General features: G+C 56.9%; 13 protein-coding genes and 1 rRNA gene. 6 read left to right on the top strand and 8 right to left on the bottom strand.

The window, feature by feature from the left end; all coding sequences use genetic code 11:
• The first annotated feature begins 45 nt into the window (after window positions 1-45).
• From prfB to secA, 3 genes are all read left to right on the top strand, one after another.
• Window positions 46-1,185, top strand: coding sequence for a peptide chain release factor 2 (gene prfB / locus C7386_RS02545; protein ID WP_110435513.1), 1,140 nt, complete (start codon window positions 46-48; stop codon window positions 1,183-1,185).
• Window positions 1,186-1,916: 731 nt separating this feature from the next.
• Window positions 1,917-2,327 (top strand): hypothetical protein, encoded by a 411-nt coding sequence (locus C7386_RS02550; protein WP_133241561.1) that lies wholly within the window; start codon window positions 1,917-1,919, stop codon window positions 2,325-2,327.
• A gap of 120 nt (window positions 2,328-2,447) precedes the next feature.
• A complete protein-coding gene (secA, locus tag C7386_RS02555; RefSeq protein WP_116704760.1) occupies window positions 2,448-5,264 on the top strand; it encodes a preprotein translocase subunit SecA in 2,817 nt (938 codons plus the stop codon).
• 69 nt (window positions 5,265-5,333) lie between these two features.
• Here secA and recG read toward each other — a convergent pair whose 3' ends face one another.
• Both recG and lexA read right to left on the bottom strand, forming a co-directional pair.
• Window positions 5,334-7,391: an ATP-dependent DNA helicase RecG gene (recG, locus tag C7386_RS02560; protein WP_286051022.1), complete on the bottom strand. Its 2,058-nt coding sequence runs from the start codon at window positions 7,389-7,391 to the stop codon at window positions 5,334-5,336.
• Between the two features lie 839 nt (window positions 7,392-8,230).
• Window positions 8,231-8,821: a transcriptional repressor LexA gene (gene lexA / locus C7386_RS02565; RefSeq protein WP_110435517.1), complete on the bottom strand. Its 591-nt coding sequence runs from the start codon at window positions 8,819-8,821 to the stop codon at window positions 8,231-8,233.
• 294 nt (window positions 8,822-9,115) lie between these two features.
• On the opposite strand from lexA, the gene C7386_RS02570 reads away from it, so the two are divergent.
• Entirely contained in the window at window positions 9,116-9,466 is a 351-nt protein-coding gene (locus C7386_RS02570; protein ID WP_110435518.1) for an Asp23/Gls24 family envelope stress response protein, read from the top strand.
• A 304-nt stretch (window positions 9,467-9,770) separates the two neighbouring features.
• Window positions 9,771-11,420 (top strand): DAK2 domain-containing protein, encoded by a 1,650-nt coding sequence (locus tag C7386_RS02575; RefSeq protein WP_110435519.1) that lies wholly within the window; start codon window positions 9,771-9,773, stop codon window positions 11,418-11,420.
• Between the two features lie 77 nt (window positions 11,421-11,497).
• Here the strand turns inward: C7386_RS02575 and C7386_RS02580 are convergent, their stop codons facing one another.
• Together C7386_RS02580 and C7386_RS02585 are read right to left on the bottom strand one after the other, a co-directional pair.
• The gene (locus C7386_RS02580; RefSeq protein ID WP_110435520.1) at window positions 11,498-12,265 is read right to left on the bottom strand and encodes a hypothetical protein; all 768 of its coding nucleotides are present in this window, start codon (window positions 12,263-12,265) and stop codon (window positions 11,498-11,500) included.
• A complete protein-coding gene (locus tag C7386_RS02585; RefSeq protein ID WP_116704761.1) occupies window positions 12,258-12,812 on the bottom strand; it encodes an RNA polymerase sigma factor in 555 nt (184 codons plus the stop codon). The genes C7386_RS02580 and C7386_RS02585 overlap by 8 nt, the downstream gene beginning before the upstream one ends.
• Window positions 12,813-13,755: 943 nt before the next feature.
• On the opposite strand from C7386_RS02585, the gene glgB reads away from it, so the two are divergent.
• Window positions 13,756-15,510: a 1,4-alpha-glucan branching protein GlgB gene (gene glgB / locus C7386_RS02590; RefSeq protein WP_116704762.1), complete on the top strand. Its 1,755-nt coding sequence runs from the start codon at window positions 13,756-13,758 to the stop codon at window positions 15,508-15,510.
• Between the two features lie 114 nt (window positions 15,511-15,624).
• On the opposite strand, the gene C7386_RS02595 is transcribed toward glgB, so the two are convergent.
• The 4 genes from C7386_RS02595 to rrf form a co-directional block, all read right to left on the bottom strand.
• On the bottom strand, window positions 15,625-16,788 hold the full coding sequence (locus tag C7386_RS02595; RefSeq protein ID WP_116704763.1) for a bifunctional histidine phosphatase family protein/GNAT family N-acetyltransferase: 1,164 nt from the start codon (window positions 16,786-16,788) through the stop codon (window positions 15,625-15,627).
• Complete coding sequence (locus C7386_RS02600) at window positions 16,788-17,699, bottom strand: dihydroorotate dehydrogenase (RefSeq protein WP_116704764.1); 912 nt, start codon at window positions 17,697-17,699, stop codon at window positions 16,788-16,790. The genes C7386_RS02595 and C7386_RS02600 overlap by 1 nt, the downstream gene beginning before the upstream one ends.
• Window positions 17,699-18,466: a dihydroorotate dehydrogenase electron transfer subunit gene (locus tag C7386_RS02605; RefSeq protein WP_116704765.1), complete on the bottom strand. Its 768-nt coding sequence runs from the start codon at window positions 18,464-18,466 to the stop codon at window positions 17,699-17,701. The genes C7386_RS02600 and C7386_RS02605 overlap by 1 nt, the downstream gene beginning before the upstream one ends.
• Window positions 18,467-18,631: 165 nt before the next feature.
• Window positions 18,632-18,748: ribosomal RNA gene (gene rrf / locus C7386_RS02610) — 5S ribosomal RNA — on the bottom strand.
• Between the last annotated feature and the right edge of the window lie 146 nt (window positions 18,749-18,894).

The following is an 18,894-nucleotide window of genomic DNA, read 5'->3' on the forward strand; positions in this document are numbered from 1 at the left end:
AAGGTACTGAAATTTTGAACAATCTGAAAGTGAAGGAGCATTTTCATGCTGGAATTTGAGGAATACAAGGTCAAGCTGAACAACCTCAAGCCCGAGCTTGAGGAGCTGTACACCTCGCTCGGTCTGGAGCAGGCGAAGCGTGAGGTAGAGGAGCTGGAGATCAAGTCCTCTCAGCCGGGTTTCTGGGATAATCCGGAGGAGAGCCAGAAGATCGTCTCCCGCATGGGCTCGCTCAAGGGCAAGGTTGAAGCGTACAACAAGATGACCGAGCTGTGCGATGACCTGCTCACCATCTGCGAAATGGCGATCGAAGAAAACGACGAATCCATGCTTGAGGAGCTGGAAAGCGGCTACAAGGAGCTGGAGGACGGCATTGCCGAGCAGAAGCTGCGCACGCTGCTGACCGGCGAGTACGACAGCCACAACGCGCTCGTATCCTTCCACGCCGGTGCCGGCGGCACCGAGGCACAGGACTGGTGCGCGATGCTGTACCGCATGTACACCCGCTGGGCAGAGCGTCACGGCTTTACCTATAAGATCATGGACTACCAGGATGGCGATACCGCGGGTATCAAGTCCGCCGATATTCTCATTGAGGGCGAAAACGCCTACGGCTTCCTCAAGGGTGAAAACGGCGTACACCGTCTGGTCCGTATCTCTCCGTTTGATGCATCCGGCCGCCGTCAGACCTCGTTCTCGGCGGTAGAGGTCGTTCCGGACATTCCGGATACCTCCACGGACTTTGAGATCAAGCCGGATGATTACGAAATGCAGGTTTACCGTTCGTCCGGTGCAGGCGGTCAGCATATCAATAAGACCTCGTCTGCGGTTCGACTGATTCACAAGGCAACCGGCATTGTTGTAGCCTGCCAGACCGAGCGAAGCCAGCTGCAGAATAAGGAGAACTGTCTGCGCATGCTGCGTTCCAAGCTGGTTGAGATCAAGGAGCGCGAGCACCTCGAGAAAATCTCGGACATTAAGGGCGTTCAGCAGAAGATCGAATGGGGCAGCCAGATCCGCTCCTATGTTTTCATGCCGTATACCCTTGCCAAGGATACCCGTACCGGCTTTGAAAACGCCAATATCAACGCTGTAATGGATGGCGATATTGACGGTTTTATCAACGCATACCTGTCTGCACTCGCTACCGGCGTGTGGGAAGGCAGCAAGGGCGGTAATATGTAATTTACCGCACTTCGCGTTACCGCCGTACCCACGGCGGTGGGCACAAGGATGGACACCAAGGTTTCCACCCTTGTGAATCCCGTTTCCTTTATTTCTTAGTCTGGCGCAGACCAGAGACCGGCGACCGCTTCGAAAAAGAGGAACGACAGAGGATTTTTCCTCTCATAAGGACGGACCTACTTCGGGTCCGTCCTTTTCTTTTACCTATTCGCAGTTCGGTTACCCTACTGCTACACATATCGGCTACTCTGCGCAGGCGATATGTGTAGCAGTACGCTGTCTGCGAACTGCGAATATTTCACGAAAGACACGCTGTGGTAACCCGACTGCCGTTCCCCTTTTTCGAAGCGGTCGCCGTTCTCTGGTCTGCGCCGGACTACGAAATAAAAGGAAGTGGGAGTTAAGAGGGTAGAAACCTTGGTGTCTACCCTCTTGCCCCGCCGCGGGGCGCGGCACGTTCCCGCCGTCCGCAGACGGCGAATCCCCGCACAGTCGGTGCTGAAAAGGTTCCACCCGGAAAATCCCGCTTGCTGAAATTTCCATTTTGACAAATCCCGCGCATTCCGCGTGATACAATAACACTCCGCGGCACCGGCATGGAGTCATCTAATTGTCCACAAGTCTGTGGATAAATCCGTGCAAAATCACGCCGCAACGGAGGAGTTTTTACGCAGACAGCAGTTTTCACCGCAGCGGCTAAAATAAACGCGCTTCCGCTGCGATTTTACCCGTTGCGCAACAATATCGCGCTGTGCACGCTTGGTGCGGACGAACGGCCGCTGACCGGTCACGACGAAGTCACCTCGGTGGACCGCAGTCTGGTGCTGAGCAGCACCGCCGTCCATCTCGGTGAGCACGGCAGCATCCACGACCTCGCCGAAAGCGAAATCTACCGCTGGGCCAACGTGCGCGGCTACGTTGCACTGCACCGCACCCAGCCCATCTATCTTAGCGAAAACCGCTGCATGATGCACCTGCGGCTGACCGGTGTGCGGCTTGGCATGGAGCAGGTGGTAGTCTACACCCGGCTTTCCGGCGGCATGGCGCGTGTTGACCGCCTGTGGCATCCCCTGTCCGAACGGGAAAACGACCCGTCCGCCGCCGTGTTTGCCGCCACAGCCGCCGCTTTAACAGCTTTATAATATCAGCAATTTGCTTATTCACAAAAAATTTATTTATATCCTGTCCACTTTATGCTATAATATTATCGTATATGTAACAAATGGGGCTATTGCGCCCTTTTGAAAGGCTGAAGAAAAGTAATGGCTAATTTTTTGACCAAGATTTTCGGCACGCACTCGTCGCACGAGCTGAAAAAAATCTACCCCATTGCGGATAAAGTGGACGCACTCGAAGAGCAGTTCAAAAAGCTGACCGACGACGAGCTGCGCGCCAAGACAGACGAATTCAAGCAGCGCTACCAGAACGGCGAAACGCTCGACCAGCTTTTGCCGGAGGCATTTGCCACCTGCCGTGAAGCAGCATGGCGCGTACTCGGTATGCGTCATTACCGTGTACAGATCATCGGCGGTATCGTCCTGCATCAGGGCCGTATCGCAGAAATGAAGACCGGTGAAGGCAAGACCCTTGTGGCTACCCTTCCCGCTTATCTGAACGCACTGACCGGCAAGGGCGTACACATTGTCACCGTCAACGACTACCTCGCCAAGCGAGACAGTGAGTGGATGGGCAAGGTATACCGCTTCCTCGGTCTCAAGGTCGGTCTTGTCATTCATGAGGTTCCGCCGCAGGCCCGCAAGGCGATGTACGCCGCTGATATCACCTACGGCACGAACAATGAGTTCGGTTTCGACTACCTGCGCGACAACATGGCGATCTACAAAAATGCAATGGTTCAGCGTGACCATGCGTTCGCCATCGTCGATGAGGTTGACTCCATCCTGATTGATGAGGCGCGTACGCCGCTGATCATTTCCGGTCAGGGCGAGAAGTCCTCTCAGCTGTACGAGATTGCTGACCGCTTTGCCGCTCAGCTTTCCTGCCTGCGCGTCAAGGAAGTGGATGCCAAGGAGGAGCAGGACGACATTGATGCCGATTACATCGTCGATGAAAAGGCCAAGACCGCGACGCTGACCCCGCACGGTCAGAAGCGCGCCGAGGCTTACTTTAAGGTAGAAAACCTGTCCGATCCCGCGAATACCACGCTGCAGCACCACATCAACCAGGCCATCAAGGCACGCGGCGTTATGCAGCGCGACGTAGACTACGTTGTCCGTGACGGTCAGGTCATCATTGTTGATGAGTTTACCGGCCGTCTGATGTTCGGCCGCCGCTACAACGAGGGTCTGCATCAGGCGATCGAGGCCAAGGAAGGCGTAAAGGTCGAGCACGAGAGCAAGACGCTGGCAACCATCACCTTCCAGAACTACTTCCGTCTTTACGGCAAGCTGTCCGGCATGACCGGTACCGCGCTGACCGAGGAGGAGGAGTTCCGCCACACCTATCAGCTGGATGTTATCGAAATCCCGACCAACAAGCCGATCGCCCGTAAGGACAATCCGGATGCGGTTTACAAGAACGAGCGCGGCAAGATCATGGCGACCATTGCCCGCATTGAGCAGTGCCACGCAAAGGGTCAGCCGATTCTGGTCGGCACGGTTTCCATCGAAAAGTCCGAGGAACTGAGCAAGATCCTGAAGGCCAAGGGCATCAAGCACACCGTCCTGAACGCAAAGTATCACGAGCGCGAGGCAGAGATCGTTGCACAGGCCGGCAAGCCGGGCGCAGTTACCATTGCAACCAACATGGCAGGCCGTGGTACCGATATCATGCTCGGCGGCAACGCCGAGACCATGGCGCTGGATGAAATTAAGAAGTATCTCCGTCACGAGGTCGAGGACCGTGTGCAGAAGGGCGAGATGGACGAGCGCGTTGCGCACGACTACATCGACCACATGATCTACGAGGCAAACGGCCATGCCGACACCGACAACCAGGAGGTTCTCGCTATCCGTGCCAAGTTTGAGGAACTGTACAGCCAGTTCAAGACCGAGACCGACGCGGCAGCCGAAAAGGTTCGTGCGGCAGGCGGTCTGTATATCCTCGGCACCGAGCGTCATGAATCCCGCCGAATCGACAACCAGCTGCGCGGCCGTGCCGGTCGTCAGGGCGACCCCGGCGAATCCAGCTTCTACATTTCGCTGGAGGATGACCTCATGCGTCTGTTCGGCTCCGAGCGTATCCAGAACATGATGGACACCCTCGGCATTGCCGATGACGAGCCGATCGACCAGAAGATTCTGTCCGGCGCGATCGAAAATGCCCAGAAGAAGATCGAATCCCGCAACTTCGGCGTTCGTAAGCACGTCCTTGAGTATGACGATGTGCTGAACACCCAGCGTCAGACCATCTACGCACAGCGTCTGCAGGTGCTCGAGGGCAAGGACGTTAAGGACAACATCGTCAAGATGATCGACGAGACAATCGCCCATGCGGTTCATGCCGCCATCGGCGAGCATAACCTGATTTCGACCGAGATGGTTGAACAGGCGCGCCGTCCGTTCATCGGCGTATTCCTGCGTCCGGAGGACTGCACCTTCACGCCTGAGGAGTGCGATGACCTGACCGCTGACCAGCTGACCAACATTCTGTCCGATCAGGCGCACAAGGTCTACGAAGCCAAGGAGCAGGCCCTCGGCTCGCCTATCATGCGTGAGCTGGAGCGCGTTGTACTGCTCAAGAACGTAGACAGCAAGTGGATGGACCACATCGATGCAATGACCGAACTGCGAAACGGCATCGGCCTGCGTGCATACGGTCAGTACGATCCGGTTGTCGAGTACAAGCGCGAAGGCTTTGATATGTTTGACGCGATGATCGACTCCATCCGTGAGGATACCGTCCGCATGATCTTCCTTGCACAGGTTCGCACCCGCGAGGAACCCAAGCGTGAGCAGGTAGCCAAGGAGACCGGCGCAGCAGGTGCAACCGACGGTTCTGTCAAGGCAGAGCCCAAGCGTGCCGGCAAGAAGCCCGGCCCGAATGATCCGTGCCCGTGCGGCAGCGGCAAGAAGTATAAGAAATGCTGCTACCTCAAGCCGGATGACCCGTATAAATAACTGCCGCGAAACCGGACTTTATTGACAGACTGAAACAGGAGAGAACCGAGGTTCTCTCCTGTTTTTTATTTAGTTGAACGCTTCATCATTTTGTTCGGCGAACATGCGCTGCACACGGTCGAGCAGGATAGGATATCCGGCGAGTGTCGGATCGGCAGACAGCAGCGCTTCCGCTTCCTCGCGGGCGTTTTGCATGAGCGCAAGGTCAGCCGCTAAATCCGCAACGTGCAGTGCGGGCAGGCCGTGCTGCCGCTGACCGAAAAAGTCACCCGGACCGCGCTGCGCGAGGTCTGCGCGTGCGACCTCGAAACCGTCGCCGGTCCTGCACAGGATGCGCAGACGCTCCCGCGCGACCTGTCCCTTGTCCGCGCCGAAGAACACGCAGTACGACTGCCGTGTACCGCGGCCGACACGTCCGCGCAGCTGGTGCAGCTGCGACAGACCGAACCGGTCTGCGTCCTCGACCACCATCAGATTGGCATTCGGCACGTCCACACCAACCTCGATAACCGTTGTTGCGACCAGAATATCGTATTTCTGCGCTGCAAAATCGCGCATGATCTGATCTTTTTCCGCGTTTTTCATGCGTCCGTGCAGTACAGCCACGCGCCGGTGCGGAAGCAGCTTCTGCAGGTCTTTTGCATGCTGCTCCGCGCTTTTCAGCTTTGTTTCCGCATTTTCGCTGTCCTCGATGAGCGGACACACAACGTAAGCCTGTCCGCCGAGACCGACCTGCTTATCAATGAAGGCAGTAATACGCTTGCGCATGTTTTCGCCCACGGCGTAGGTCTCAACCGGACTTCTTCCAGGCGGGATCTCGTCCAGCACGGACACATCCAGATCGCCGTACATGATGAGTGCGAGCGTGCGCGGAATCGGCGTAGCCGACATGACGAGCACATGCGGCGAGCCACCTTTCGCGCTCAGCGCGGCACGCTGCGCCACACCGAACCGATGCTGCTCATCCGCGATAACGGCACCCAGCCGGTGGAACTGCACACCCTGCTGAATGAGCGCGTGCGTGCCCACGACCACCTGCGCCGCACCGGTCTCGATGGCGGCCAGTGCCGCACGTTTCTGCGCGGCAGTCATCGAGCCGGTGAGCAGCGTGCACGAGATGCCCAGCTTGTCCAGCATAGGTGCAAGCGTCTCCGCGTGCTGCGCGGCGAGGATTTCGGTCGGCGCCATGAAAGCCGCCTGCCAGCCGTTCTGCGCGGCCAGCGCACACAATCCGGCCGCTACCACTGTCTTGCCCGAGCCGACATCACCCTGCACCAGCCGGTTCATCGGCCGTCCGGAGGCACAGTCCGCCGCGATCTCCATAATCGCACGCCGCTGTGCACCGGTCGGCGTAAACGGCAGGGCTTCAAAGAACGAATCCAATCCATTCGAGGTAAAAACAATGCCGGAATCCGCTTTTCGGCGCTCCTTCAGCTGCTGCAGACCGCAGCAGAGCAAAAACAGCTCCTCGAATACCATACGTCGGCGTGCCTGCGCCATATCGTCCTTGGTTTTCGGCCGGTGAATTGCAGAAAGTGCGTCTACTGCGTCCGGCAGGCGGTATTTCGCCCGCAAAAGTTCGGGCAGCGGATCGGGCCATTCACCGGTCAGCGTGTCGAGCGCGGCAGCGGTTACACGCTCGAGATCGCGCTGGGTCAGTCCCGCCGTCAGCGGATAGACCGGCACGATGCGTCCCGGGTGGTCAGCATCCGGTGCGACCTTCTCCGACTGCGGGGAAACCATTGTGCGGCCGCGCCCGAATCCTTGCACCTTGCCGTAGAACACATACTCCTGTCCCACGCGGAGCTGCGCTGCAGCATACGGATTGTTGAAATAGGTGACGTTCAGCGTGCCGGTTTCGTCGTAAATCGTGCACTTGACCAGCGTCAGGCCCTTGCGGATACGGTTGACCTTGGGTTCGGTGCCGACCACAGCGCGCACAGCATACTTGTCCTCCATGTCGATTTCCGCAATCGGCGTGATGTGTGTACGGTCCTCGTAGTCGCGCGGGTAGGTCTCGAGCGCGTCACGAAGCGTGCGGATATGCAGTTTTTCGAGCAACTTCGCCTTTTTCGGGCCGATGCCCTTGACGAACTGGATGCTGTCATCAACCGATGGCATGGGGATTCTCCTTTGGGAATTTTGATTTGCAAAGCGCCCGCTTTACGGGGTGCACGAACCGCGCAGGCGGTTCGCCCTTGACGGGCGGCAGCTTTTTCCTGCACCGGAAAGCCGGGGTACTCGAACTGCGTTAGCGGGTTCGCCCTGACGGGGCGGAGAGTTTTTCGCTGAACCTCAGCGAGGGATGCGCCGCCGCTGCGGCGAGGACGACGCCGTACCCACGGCGGTGGGCAAAAAGGAAGGGACACCTGCGGTTTCCCTTCCTCTTTGAACTCCTACCTTTCCCTTATTTGATAGCCTGACGCAGACCAGAGACCGGCGACAGCTTCGAAAATAAGAGTACGGCAGAGGATTTTTTCTTCCGTATATTTCTCAACCCATTCGCAGTGTCAGATACCTTTCTGCTACACATGTGATTAAATCAACGCAGGCGCAACATGACCGTGTTGCGCAACTCTTTGGCGCGTTGTAACGCACGGCACCTACGAATTAAGCGTTTGGTACAATTTATCTTCGCAGACCCTATCTATCATAACGCGCTCACGAATTGCGCGGCACTGTCATGCCGCGCCCTGCGCAGAGTAGCCCGTATGTGTAGCAGAACGGTATCTGGCACTGCGTATAGGTTTCGACATGGGAGCACACTGTGCTCCCCTACGGTAGAAAAAATCCTCTGCCGTTCCCTTTTTTCGGAGCAGTCACATGTCGGCAATCTGCGCCAGACCCTCCAAGGGAAAAGGGGTGATTCACAAGAGGGTGGAAAACCGTAGGTTGTCTACCCTCTTGTGCGCCCGCGCGGCGTCAGCGCACGTCCCCCGCTCAGCCGGTGCCGGAAAAGGCTGCTCTCAATACTCGCGGTAAACCGCCTTGACCACGCCCAAAATCTGGCACCCGGTGCCGTTGATCGGCGGATACGCCGGATTCTCCGGCATGAGCCATACGCCGTCCGGCGTGATGTTGAGCGTCTTGCAGGTAGCCTCATCCTCGAGCAGCGCGATCACGATATCGCCGTTGCGCGCCTGTATATCCTGCCGGATAATGACCAGATCATCATCCATAATTCCCACGCCGATCATCGAATCGCCGCGAATACGCAGCGCGTAATACTCGCCGCCGCCCGCTGCCGGCTCGAACGGCACATAGCCGATATGCTCCTCTACCGCGAGGATCGGCATACCTGCGGTGACGCGGCCCAGAATCGGCACGCGCGGCACCATTGAAGGACCGCTGACCGGCGTCAGCGCACGCGATTTATGCTCATTCGGCTCCAGATAACCGGCCTCCTGCAGCTTTTTCAGGTGCGCATGCACGGTGGACGGCGACCGCAGTCCCATCTCTGCACCAATCTCACGCACCGAAGGCGGATAGCCGTGTTCAAGGGAATAACTGCTTATATAATCCAGTATCTGCTGTTGTTTGGCGGAAATCTTCTTCATTTTCGGCACTCCTCGCTGTTTCCGTCGGAACATACGTTCGTAATTTTATCCTTATTATACCGCAATCCGCTGCAATAAGCAAACATTTGTTTGCATTAACCTGCACGAATTTTCCGCGTTAATCGACACTATTCTTCAATTTATCCATTTTTCTGCCGCCGTGTTGAAAAATAACGCAGTTTCATCACCGCATTGCTTGTATTTTACATGATTTTGTTATATCATATAAACAGCAAAAGTATTGATTATTGCGGGGCAGACGCATTCTGCCTTAACTCGCAGGGAGGTTTTTATATGACCATCAAGACCGATCTCGGATATATCGACATTACCAACGAGGTGCTGGCCGGCATTGCCGGTTACGCAGCATCCTCCTGCTTCGGTGTCAAAGGCATGACCATCCGCTCCATGTCGGACGGACTGGCACACCTGCTCGGACTGGAAAACCAGTCGCGCGGCGTAAAGGTCACCGAGGCTGTGGACGGCGGTGTCAACATCGACCTGCACATTGCAGTCGAGCACGGCGTGAATATTGCCACCGTCTGCCGCTCTATCATCGGCGAGGTACGCTATCATGTTGAGCGCCTGACCGGTGTGGACGTAAAGAACGTCGATATCTATGTAGAGAGCATCAAGGCGGACTGACACCTATAGGGGACTTCGCAAGTCCCCTATATACGGAAGTCAGTTCCGTAGAAACTGACTTCCGATACCCGAACGACACGCCCCAAGGGCGCTGAGTCGGAGTAACAAAACCCACGCTCATGTCGCGGGTTTTGTTGCGGCATAACGCCGCTGTTTGAATACCGCGGTACAACCGCGGACGTCTGCGGACGGAACCAATGACTCGGATTGCCCTAAGGAAATCCTGTCATGCGGTTACGGTTTGCAAGCAAACCGAAATCTTATTACGCGCAACTGCGCGGTTACTTTTAGGAGAGTTAGATAAATGGCAGATCAGAAAATCAACGGTGCGCTGTACCGGTCCATGGTGATCGAGGGCGCACTCGCCATTGCAGAAAAGAAGGAACAGGCAAACGAACTGAACGTATTCCCGGTACCGGACGGCGATACCGGCACGAATATGTCCATGACGATGGGTTCCGCAATGGCTGAGATGGAAAAGCTCGCCGAGCCGACCCTCGCCAAAGCGGCGGATGCGACCGCTTCCGCGCTGCTGCGCGGCGCGCGCGGCAACTCGGGTGTTATCCTGTCGCTGCTGTTCCGCGGCATGGCGAAAAAGCTGCGCGAGACCGACGAGGCCGACGGCCGCACACTCGCGCTTGCGCTGCGCGAGGGCGTAGACACCGCCTACAAGGCGGTTATGAAGCCCGCTGAGGGCACCATCCTGACCGTATCACGCGTTGCGGCACAGCACGCGGTCGAGCTGTGTCAGGCCGAGCCGACGCTCACTGCAGAGCAGGTTCTGGCAGCGATCATCGAGCAGGGCCACACCGCACTTGAGGAAACCGTTCATCAGAATCCGGTGCTCGAAAAGGCAGGCGTGGTTGACGCCGGTGGCTTCGGCTTTATCACCATCTTCGAGGGCATGTTGGACGCGCTGCGCGGCATCCACAAGGAACGTGCTGTTGCGGCAGAGCCGACCAAGTCCACCGCAGACTTCGCTGCGATCAACGACGAGGACATCACCTTCACCTACTGCACCGAGTTCATCGCATCCCGCAAGGACAAGGCACGCAATGTCGCTCGTCTGCGCTCCATCCTGAACGAGATCGGCGATTCGCTGGTTGTTGTCGAGGATGATGATATCGTCAAGGTACACGTTCACACCGACCAGCCGAACAAGGCGCTCGAGGAGGGCCTGAAATTCGGTCCGCTGCTGACCGTTAAAATCGAAAACATGCGTGAGCAGCATACCGCCAAGGTCATCGAGGGCACGGCGGACGCGCCCAAGGAGCGCGTGATCGTCCCCGCAGAGAAGAAGTTTGGCTTTGTAGCCGTTGCTGCCGGCGAGGGCCTCAAGAGCCTGTTCACCGACCTCGGCGCAGACGTTGTGGTACAGGGTGGCCAGACCATGAACCCGTCCACCGACGACATTCTGCACGCTGTCGATGCCGTTCCGGCAGAAATCGTTTTCGTGCTGCCGAACAACAAGAATATCATCATGGCTGCCGAGCAGGCGGTTCATCTCTCCGAGGAGAAAAAGGTGATCGTCGTACCGACCAAGACCATCCCGCAGGGCATTTCGGCCATGCTGGCGGTCGATCCGGAAGCCGAGCAGGACAGCGAGCTGGCGCTTGCTATGCTGGACGCGGCAAAGCACGTCCGCAGCGGTCAGGTGACTTACGCGGCCCGCGACAGCGAGTTTGACGGCAAGAAGATCAAGCAGGGTGAGTATCTGTCGCTGTGCGAGGGCAAGCTGTGCGCCAATGGCAAGGAAACCTCGGTCATCAAGAAGCTGGCGCGCGAGATGGTATCCGACGACAGCGCGTTTGCAACCGTTATCTTCGGCGAAGGCGTTACCGAGGAGCAGGCCGCTGAGGTTGAGAACCTGCTGCACAAGGAAAATAAGGAGATGGAGATCAACGTCATCAACGGCGGTCAGCCGGTTTACTACTACATCATTTCGGTGGAGTAAACCATCTCCCTAAGCATAAAAAAGCATCGGAAACTGCGTTTCCGATGCTTTTTTCGTGAAATTTCGTCTGCTGTGATTTACTTTACAAGCTCAGCTGCCATATCGAACATGGTCTGTGCATCCAGACCGGTATCATAGCCGCTGATGAGGTACGTTGCGCCGTCCTGCTCCCAGAGCACGGACTGGAACATCTTATCCTCCACCTCGTCCGAGCCATAATAGCTGATAACGAGTTCGCCGGACTTCTCCTGCTGCTTTTCCTCGTCGGACTTCTCGTAGTCGTCCGGAACGAAGCGATAATGGGCATTGCGATAGGTCAGCGTAACACCGTTTACCTCGGCAGTCGTTGCCGGAACCGGATTCTCCATCTCGTCCTCGGTGAACACGGTGTAGCTCTTGTGCGCGGACAGATTCAGCTTCGCGCCATCCTTCGTGTAGGTCGCGTCCACCTGGCTGACTTTTTCGGTCTCGCCCATGTCGTTCTGCGCCGTGGTATCCACATCAGAGCCGTAGCTGAACGTATACTCGCCAATCTTGTCCGGCAGCGTGAGCGCTACACCGGCATCAGCCAGATGCGCCTGCGTGCTCGACAGATCCAGCCGCTGGTCAGACCAGCCCTTACTGAAAATGCCGCCCATGCCGCCGGCTGCGAATGCGCCGGTCACCGCAATCGCAGCGACAGCGGCAACCGCCACAAAGCGTTTGCTCCACAGATGACGCTTGCGTGCCGGTGCATTGTTCAGTGCGAATTTGACGCGCGCCTGCATCGAATCCGGTGCATGCAGCTCATCTGCACACTGATGCAGCATTTCCTTGATTTCACGTTCCATTTTGATTTCATCCATGATTTGCAGCCTCCTTCGGCTTCCGTTCTTCGGTCAGCGCCTGCCGCAGATGACGGCGAGCGGAAAAAAGGCGGGATTTCACCGTTCCCTCGGTCACGCCGGTCGCCTGCGCGATCTCGCGCACCGAGCGATCATCGAAGTAATACAGCACCACGGTCACGCGGCGTTTTTCGTCCAGCGTATCGAGTGCGGCATACAGGCGGCGCTGCTCATCCGTCCGCAGCACGGCGGACAGTGCGCTTTCACTCTCGCCTGCGTCAAAAAACTCTGAGACCGGCGTTTCCCGTTTGGCTTTGCGGCAGTACTTCCATGCCGCGCGGGACAGCGTTCTGAGCAGCCACGGCCGGAATTTGCTGCCGTCCCGCAGGGATTTGATGGACTGTGCACAGGTGACAAAGGCCTCCTGCGCCAGATCCTCGCCGTCCGTCCTGCTGCCGGTGATCAGGCACGCAAGGCGGTATGCATCGTCCTTGTAGCGCTCGTACAGCTCATCGAACGCCTGCATATCGCCGTGCTGCATGCGGCTGACAAGCTCTTTATCGTTCATAACTTTCTATCCTTTCCCTGGGTGCGTCTGTATATAAGAGCAGCCAGTTTGGATTCGGTTCATTTTATTTTCAGTGAAATCCGCGTCCTTCGACGCACCCGAGTATAAGAGCCGCGAAGCGGCGGGCTGGTTCATTTTTATTTAACGGACACTTTGTACAGTTTTGACGGTTGCGTTTAACGTGTATGTATTCTATACTTAATTTATAAAATCTGGATTGTGCCGCTGTATCGTGTGGTCGCTTGCGAAGCGAACCTAACTCGCCTGCCCGGCGAGGGCACAAGAAGGAGACAACCTGCGGTTTTCTCCTTCTTGTGAATCTTCCGCTTTCCCTTGGAGGGTCTGGCGCAAACCGGAGACCGGCGACCGCTGCGAAATTGGGGTACGGCAGTCGGGTTACCGTTGCGTGGCTTTCTCCGCCTTTTCGCAGTTCACAGACAGCGTACTGCTACACAGGTCGGAAAGTCTACGCAGGCGCGACACAAGGTGAATTGCCCGAAGGGCAAGAGAAGGTCCCCTGGGGGATAACCGTGTCGCGCAACTCGTTAGCATGTTGTGATAGACAGCACCTACGAATTTATCCGTTAGATACAATTTATCTGCGCAGGTGCTGTCTATAATAACCCGCAAAAGATTTGTGCGGCACTGTTATGCCGCACTCTGCGTTGATTATACCACATGTGTAGCAGTAATCTATCCGACACTGCGAATATGCGGATACATGGACGTGCAAAGCGCGTCCTGCGGTAGAGAAAATCCTCTGTCGCGTCCTTATAGTCTCAGTTCACTAATTTTCGCCGTGCTATCCCCAAGGGAAACGGGAGTCCCAAGAGGGTAGAAACCGTAGGTGTCTACCCTTTTGGTTTCCCCGGCGAAACCGCCGCAGTTCTTTCACTTCGCAAGCGACCATCCCCCGTTAGGGGAAAAGAAAGGAAGTGCTTCCATGAATCAGCACCAATTCTTCACAGGCGAAATTTTCGACGCCTATCGCTGGTTTGGCGCTCACATAGAGCAAAACGCTGTCGTTTTCCGTACCTTTGCGCCCAATGCCAGCCGCATTACGCTGACCGGCGCGTGCAACGGCTGGACCGAGACCGATCTGGTACAGGACGGCCGCAGCGGCTTCTGGTCGGTCTCTGTGCCGAACGCCCACGCAGGCCAGTTTTATAAATACCGCATCTACGGCCCGGACGGCTCTGTCACCGAGCACTGCGATCCCTACGGCTTTGCAATGGAACTGCGGCCTGCCTGCTGCTCGATCATCACCGACCTCGAGGAGTACCGCTTCACAGACGAAGCGTGGATGAACAGCCGCACGGCTTCGCCGGACGCACCGCTTAATATCTACGAGATGCACCTCGGCTCGTGGATACGCAATCCGGACGACGCAAACGGCTGGTACACCTACGATGAAATCGCCCGACGACTGATTCCCTATCTGCAGGAAAACGGCTACACGCATGTAGAGTTTCTGCCGCTGTCCGAGCACCCGTTTGACGGCTCCTGGGGCTACCAGAACACCGGATTTTTTGCTCCGACCTCGCGCTACGGCACGCCGGCACAGCTGAAAATGCTGATTGACAAGCTGCATCATGCCGGTATCGGTGCGATCATGGATTTTGTACCGGTACACTTTGCCGTAGACTCCTACGGTCTGGCGAAATACGACGGCACGCACCTGTACGAGTACCCGCACAGCGCGGTCGGCGAAAGTGAATGGGGCAGCTACAATTTCATTCATTCCAGACGGGAAGTACGCTGTTTTCTGCAGTCTGCGGCCGATTACTGGCTCACTGAGTTTCATTTTGACGGTCTGCGCATGGATGCGGTCTCGCGCCTGATCTACTGGCAGGGCGATCCCGCGCGCGGCGTCAACGGCGACACGCTCGAATTCCTCAAAAATATGAACCGCGGTCTGAAAGCCCGCCATCCCTCTGCTCTGCTCATCGCTGAGGACTCGACTGCCTATCCCGGTGTCACCCGTCCGGTGGACGAGGGCGGCTTGGGCTTCGACTACAAGTGGGATCTCGGCTGGATGCACGATACGCTCGAGTTCTGCCAAACACAGCCGGATCTGCGTCCGCGCGACCATGGCAAGCTGCTCTGGTCGATGCACTATTTTTCCAACGAGCACTACCTGCTGCCGCTCTCGCACGACGAGGTTGTGCACGGCAAGGCGGCAATCGTGCAGAAAATGTGGGGCGCGGACGAATGCGACAAGTATGCGCAGGCGCGTGTGATGTATCTGTATATGTTCACGCATCCGGGTAAAAAGCTGAATTTCATGGGCAACGAGCTGGGTCAGCTGTACGAATGGAGCGAAGCCGGTACACTGGACTGGGCACTGGCAGAACGTCCGTTCCACCGATTTTTCCACAGCCTGTGCAAAACTTATGTGGAGAATCCCGCGCTGCACGCAGATTATGCACCGGATAATTTCCGGTGGGCGGAAAATCATGCGGATGCGCCCTGCGTATTCGGCATGGAGCGCCGCGCAAACGGAGAAACGCTGCTCGCCCTATGCAATTTCGCGGACAGCGAACAGGAATTCACCACTTCCCTGCCGAAGTTTACGATTCTGCTTGACAGCAATGCCGCGGAGTTCGGCGGCACCGGAGAGACGCTTGCCGTCTCCCGCAAGGATAGTCTGTGTACGGTTGCGCTGCCGCGATACAGTGCGGTTCTGCTCAAGCTGTAAAATCGAAAAGCAGCCGAAAGGGATTTCTTTTCCGCTGCCATATACAATTACCAACTGCTAATTTCTCATTGCGAATCAAAAAGCGCTCTGTCAAAAACAGAGCGCTTTTCCTATTTATTCGACCGAAATCGGCTTTACCATCTGATAATGCAGTCCGTTCTCATCGCGGTACTCGCCGCGCTGCAGAAAACCGAATTTATGATAAAAACCCTGTGCACGCATGTTTTTCTCGGCAACACGAGCACACAGCTCGCGCTTGCCGAGCGCACGGTACACACTGATAGCCTGACCGAGAATCTGTCCGCTCAGACCGCAGCCGCGGTAGTCACCGGCAATGCAGAAGCCGCCGACCAGACCAATCTCCGGCTGCTCCTCCCACCAGGTTTTCAGGTAAACGAGCGCGACTTCCTCGCCGCTTTCCAAACAGCCGAAGGTGCACGCCCGCGGCGAAACCTTCTGTGCCCGCTCTACATCGCGGATGAGCGCATCCGGATCGAGGTTTGCATCCGTGCCGTAGGCATTCTTGTGCAGCTCGCGCATGAATCCCACAATTTTATCCACATCCTGTGGATTCTTTGGGTCAGCGCGGCGGAACCAGATCTGCGGCGACGCCGGAATGCCCTTGGTATTCGTCCAGCCAATGGACGCAAACGTGGAGTATTCCTGCGGCAAATGTGAGGCATCATTCTCGTAAACCACGTCGATATTGCCGTTTTCGTCAAATTCCAGCTTGGCAACACAGGTGTTGTCACCCCAGCCGATTTCGCCCATCTGTTCGGGTGCAAAGCCGTGTGCAATCGTCAGCATGCCGCGAATCGCACTGCCGTGCGTCACTACTGCGACCTCTTTGCCCTCATTTTCGCGCACAATTGCGCGCACGCCGTCCAGCATGCGCTGACCGGCCTGCATGACCGTCTCGCCGTGCGGCGGCGCTGCTTCCCACGGATGGGCACACCACAGCGCGTACTGCTCAGGCCATGTGTGCGGCAGCTCAGCCCACGGAATGTCCTCCCAGTCTCCCATATCAATCTCGCGCAGCACCGGTCGGGTCTCCACCGAGAGATGATGCGGCTCTGCCACAGCCTGTGCCGTTACGCGTGCGCGGAACAGGTCGGACGAGTAAACCGCCGCAAGCGGCACATTCTCAAACCGCTTTGCCAGATACGGCAGCTGCTTGTATGCCCGCGTGGTCAGCAGCGCGTTGTACTGACCATGACACCGACGGTATACATTGCCCTCTGCCTCAGCGTGACGGATGATGTAGACCGTGGTTCTCATCAGCCTACCTCAACCGCGCCGGACAGCTCGGTGACAGACTTCACGCCGTGTGCATCCAGCCACTCGTTCAGCTCGGCAAGCGCCTTGACCGGAGCGGTCGGGTCGTTGAACATCACCGTACCCATGGCAACCGCGTCTGCGCCCGCAAGCATCATTTCGACAATATCACGTCCGGTTCGGATGCCGCCCATGCCGAGAATCGGCACGGAAACCGCCTTACGCACCTGATATACCATGCGAACCGCAACCGGGAACACTGCCGGACCGGACAGACCGCCCATTACGTTGGACAGGATCGGCTTGCGCTTTTCGATATCAATGCGCATACCGAGCAGTGTATTGATGAGCGAAAGCGCGTCCGCACCTGCGGACTCCGCCGCGCGTGCAATCTCCGCAATATCGGTGACATTCGGGGACAGCTTGACGATCAGCGGCTTCTTCGCCTTGGCCTTGGCTGCCGAAACAACCTCCTCGACCATCTTCGGCTGGGTGCCGAATGCCATGCCGCCGCATTTTACGTTCGGGCAGGAGATGTTCATCTCGATGAGGTCAACATCCGCGTCCGAAATCTTCTCGACCATGCCCTCGTACTCCTCGACCGTGTTGCCGGAGACGTTGGCGATAATTTTGGTGTCGTACTGGCGCAGGAACGGAATCTGCTCCTCGATGAAACGATCAATGCCCGGGTTCTGCAGACCGACACAGTTGAGAATACCCTGCGGGGTCTCCGCGATGCGCGGCGCCGGATTGCCGAGACGCTCGGTCGGTGTCAGACCCTTCACGCCGATGCCGCCAAGCTGGGACAGGTCAAAAAATTCGCCGTACTCATGGCCGAAACCAAAGGTGCCGGATGCGGTCGTGATCGGGTTTTTCAGCTCAACACCGCAAAAGTTCACTCTTAAATCTGCCATTACCACTCGACCTCCTCAGCATTGAACACCGGACCGTCCTTGCAGACATGACCGTAACGGGTTTCGCCGTTTTCCGACTTGAGCGCGCACGCGCACACCAGACAGGCACCGATGCCGCAGCCCATGCGCTCCTCCATCGAAACCTGACAGGGCACGCCGGCTTCCTTTGCAATCGCCGCAATCGCCTTCAGCATAGGCTTCGGACCGCAGGCAGCCACGCCGGTCGCACCTGCCACCTGCTCCTTCAGCACATCGGTGACAAAGCCGTGACGCGCGTAGGTGCCGTCGTCGGTGGTGACAAAGGTCTCGCATTCATCACGGAAGTCGCCCTCAAGGATCACCGCACCCTTGTTGCGGAAACCGAGGATTGCGGCAGGCTGTGCACCCTTTTCTGCTGCCGTGCGAACACATCCAAGCATCGGCGGTACGCCAATGCCGCCGCCGATAAAAATCGGACGGTCGCCCAGTGCCTGCACGTCAAAGCCGTGTCCGAGCGGTCCAAGCACGTCGAGCACATCGCCAACCTTGCGTTCGCTCAGCCACTTCGTGCCGTCGCCCTTCACCTGAAAAACAATGCGCAGATGGCTGCCCTGCCAGGTGCAGATCGAAATCGGGCGGCGCAGCAGATGCCCCTCACCGCATGCAATGTGGACGAACTGGCCGCACTGCGTCAGTTTAACGATTGCCGGCGCGTCCAGCACCATCAGATACAGACCCTCGCCCAGCCGTGTATTTTCTACAACACGGCAGTTTTCCTGAATCGACATAACATTTCTCCCTCCGTTGATCGGTCTGCCGACGAAACAGTGGATTTTTCGACAGCAGGCGAAAAATTTTTCGATAGTTCTATTGTACAGGAAAATCGGGAAAAAGAAAAGATTCTCCTGCATTTTATGCAAAAGAAAAAGCAGCAACTTTCGTTGCTGCTTAGATGTAGGCGTTGAGTTATCTTCCCGGGCCGTCGCCAGCCAAGTATTGTCACCGTAAACGAGCTTAACTACTGTGTTCGGAATGGGAACAGGTGTACCCTCGTCACCATTAACACCTACTTTTGAAGATTTACACCCTCAAAACTGAACAATCCTACTCGCAAGCTATCTTTCGAGGTTACCTAACATTTAAGGTCAAGCCCTCGGCCTATTAGTATCAGTCCGCTCCATACATTACTGCACTTCCACTCCTGACCTATCAACCT

Origin of the sequence: Agathobaculum butyriciproducens, assembly GCA_003096535.1 — a bacterium.
GTDB lineage: Bacteria > Bacillota > Clostridia > Oscillospirales > Butyricicoccaceae > Agathobaculum > Agathobaculum butyriciproducens.

Coding starts and splice junctions, on each gene's coding strand:
- prfB (WP_110435513.1), top strand. CDS start 46: ATGCTGGAATTTGAGGAATACAAGGTCAAGCTGAACAACCTCAAGCCC.
- secA (WP_116704760.1), top strand. CDS start 2,448: ATGGCTAATTTTTTGACCAAGATTTTCGGCACGCACTCGTCGCACGAG.
- lexA (WP_110435517.1), bottom strand. CDS start 8,821: ATGAAGAAGATTTCCGCCAAACAACAGCAGATACTGGATTATATAAGC.
- C7386_RS02570 (WP_110435518.1), top strand. CDS start 9,116: ATGACCATCAAGACCGATCTCGGATATATCGACATTACCAACGAGGTG.
- C7386_RS02575 (WP_110435519.1), top strand. CDS start 9,771: ATGGCAGATCAGAAAATCAACGGTGCGCTGTACCGGTCCATGGTGATC.
- C7386_RS02580 (WP_110435520.1), bottom strand. CDS start 12,265: ATGGATGAAATCAAAATGGAACGTGAAATCAAGGAAATGCTGCATCAG.
- C7386_RS02585 (WP_116704761.1), bottom strand. CDS start 12,812: ATGAACGATAAAGAGCTTGTCAGCCGCATGCAGCACGGCGATATGCAG.
- glgB (WP_116704762.1), top strand. CDS start 13,756: ATGAATCAGCACCAATTCTTCACAGGCGAAATTTTCGACGCCTATCGC.
- C7386_RS02595 (WP_116704763.1), bottom strand. CDS start 16,788: ATGAGAACCACGGTCTACATCATCCGTCACGCTGAGGCAGAGGGCAAT.
- C7386_RS02600 (WP_116704764.1), bottom strand. CDS start 17,699: ATGGCAGATTTAAGAGTGAACTTTTGCGGTGTTGAGCTGAAAAACCCG.
- C7386_RS02605 (WP_116704765.1), bottom strand. CDS start 18,466: ATGTCGATTCAGGAAAACTGCCGTGTTGTAGAAAATACACGGCTGGGC.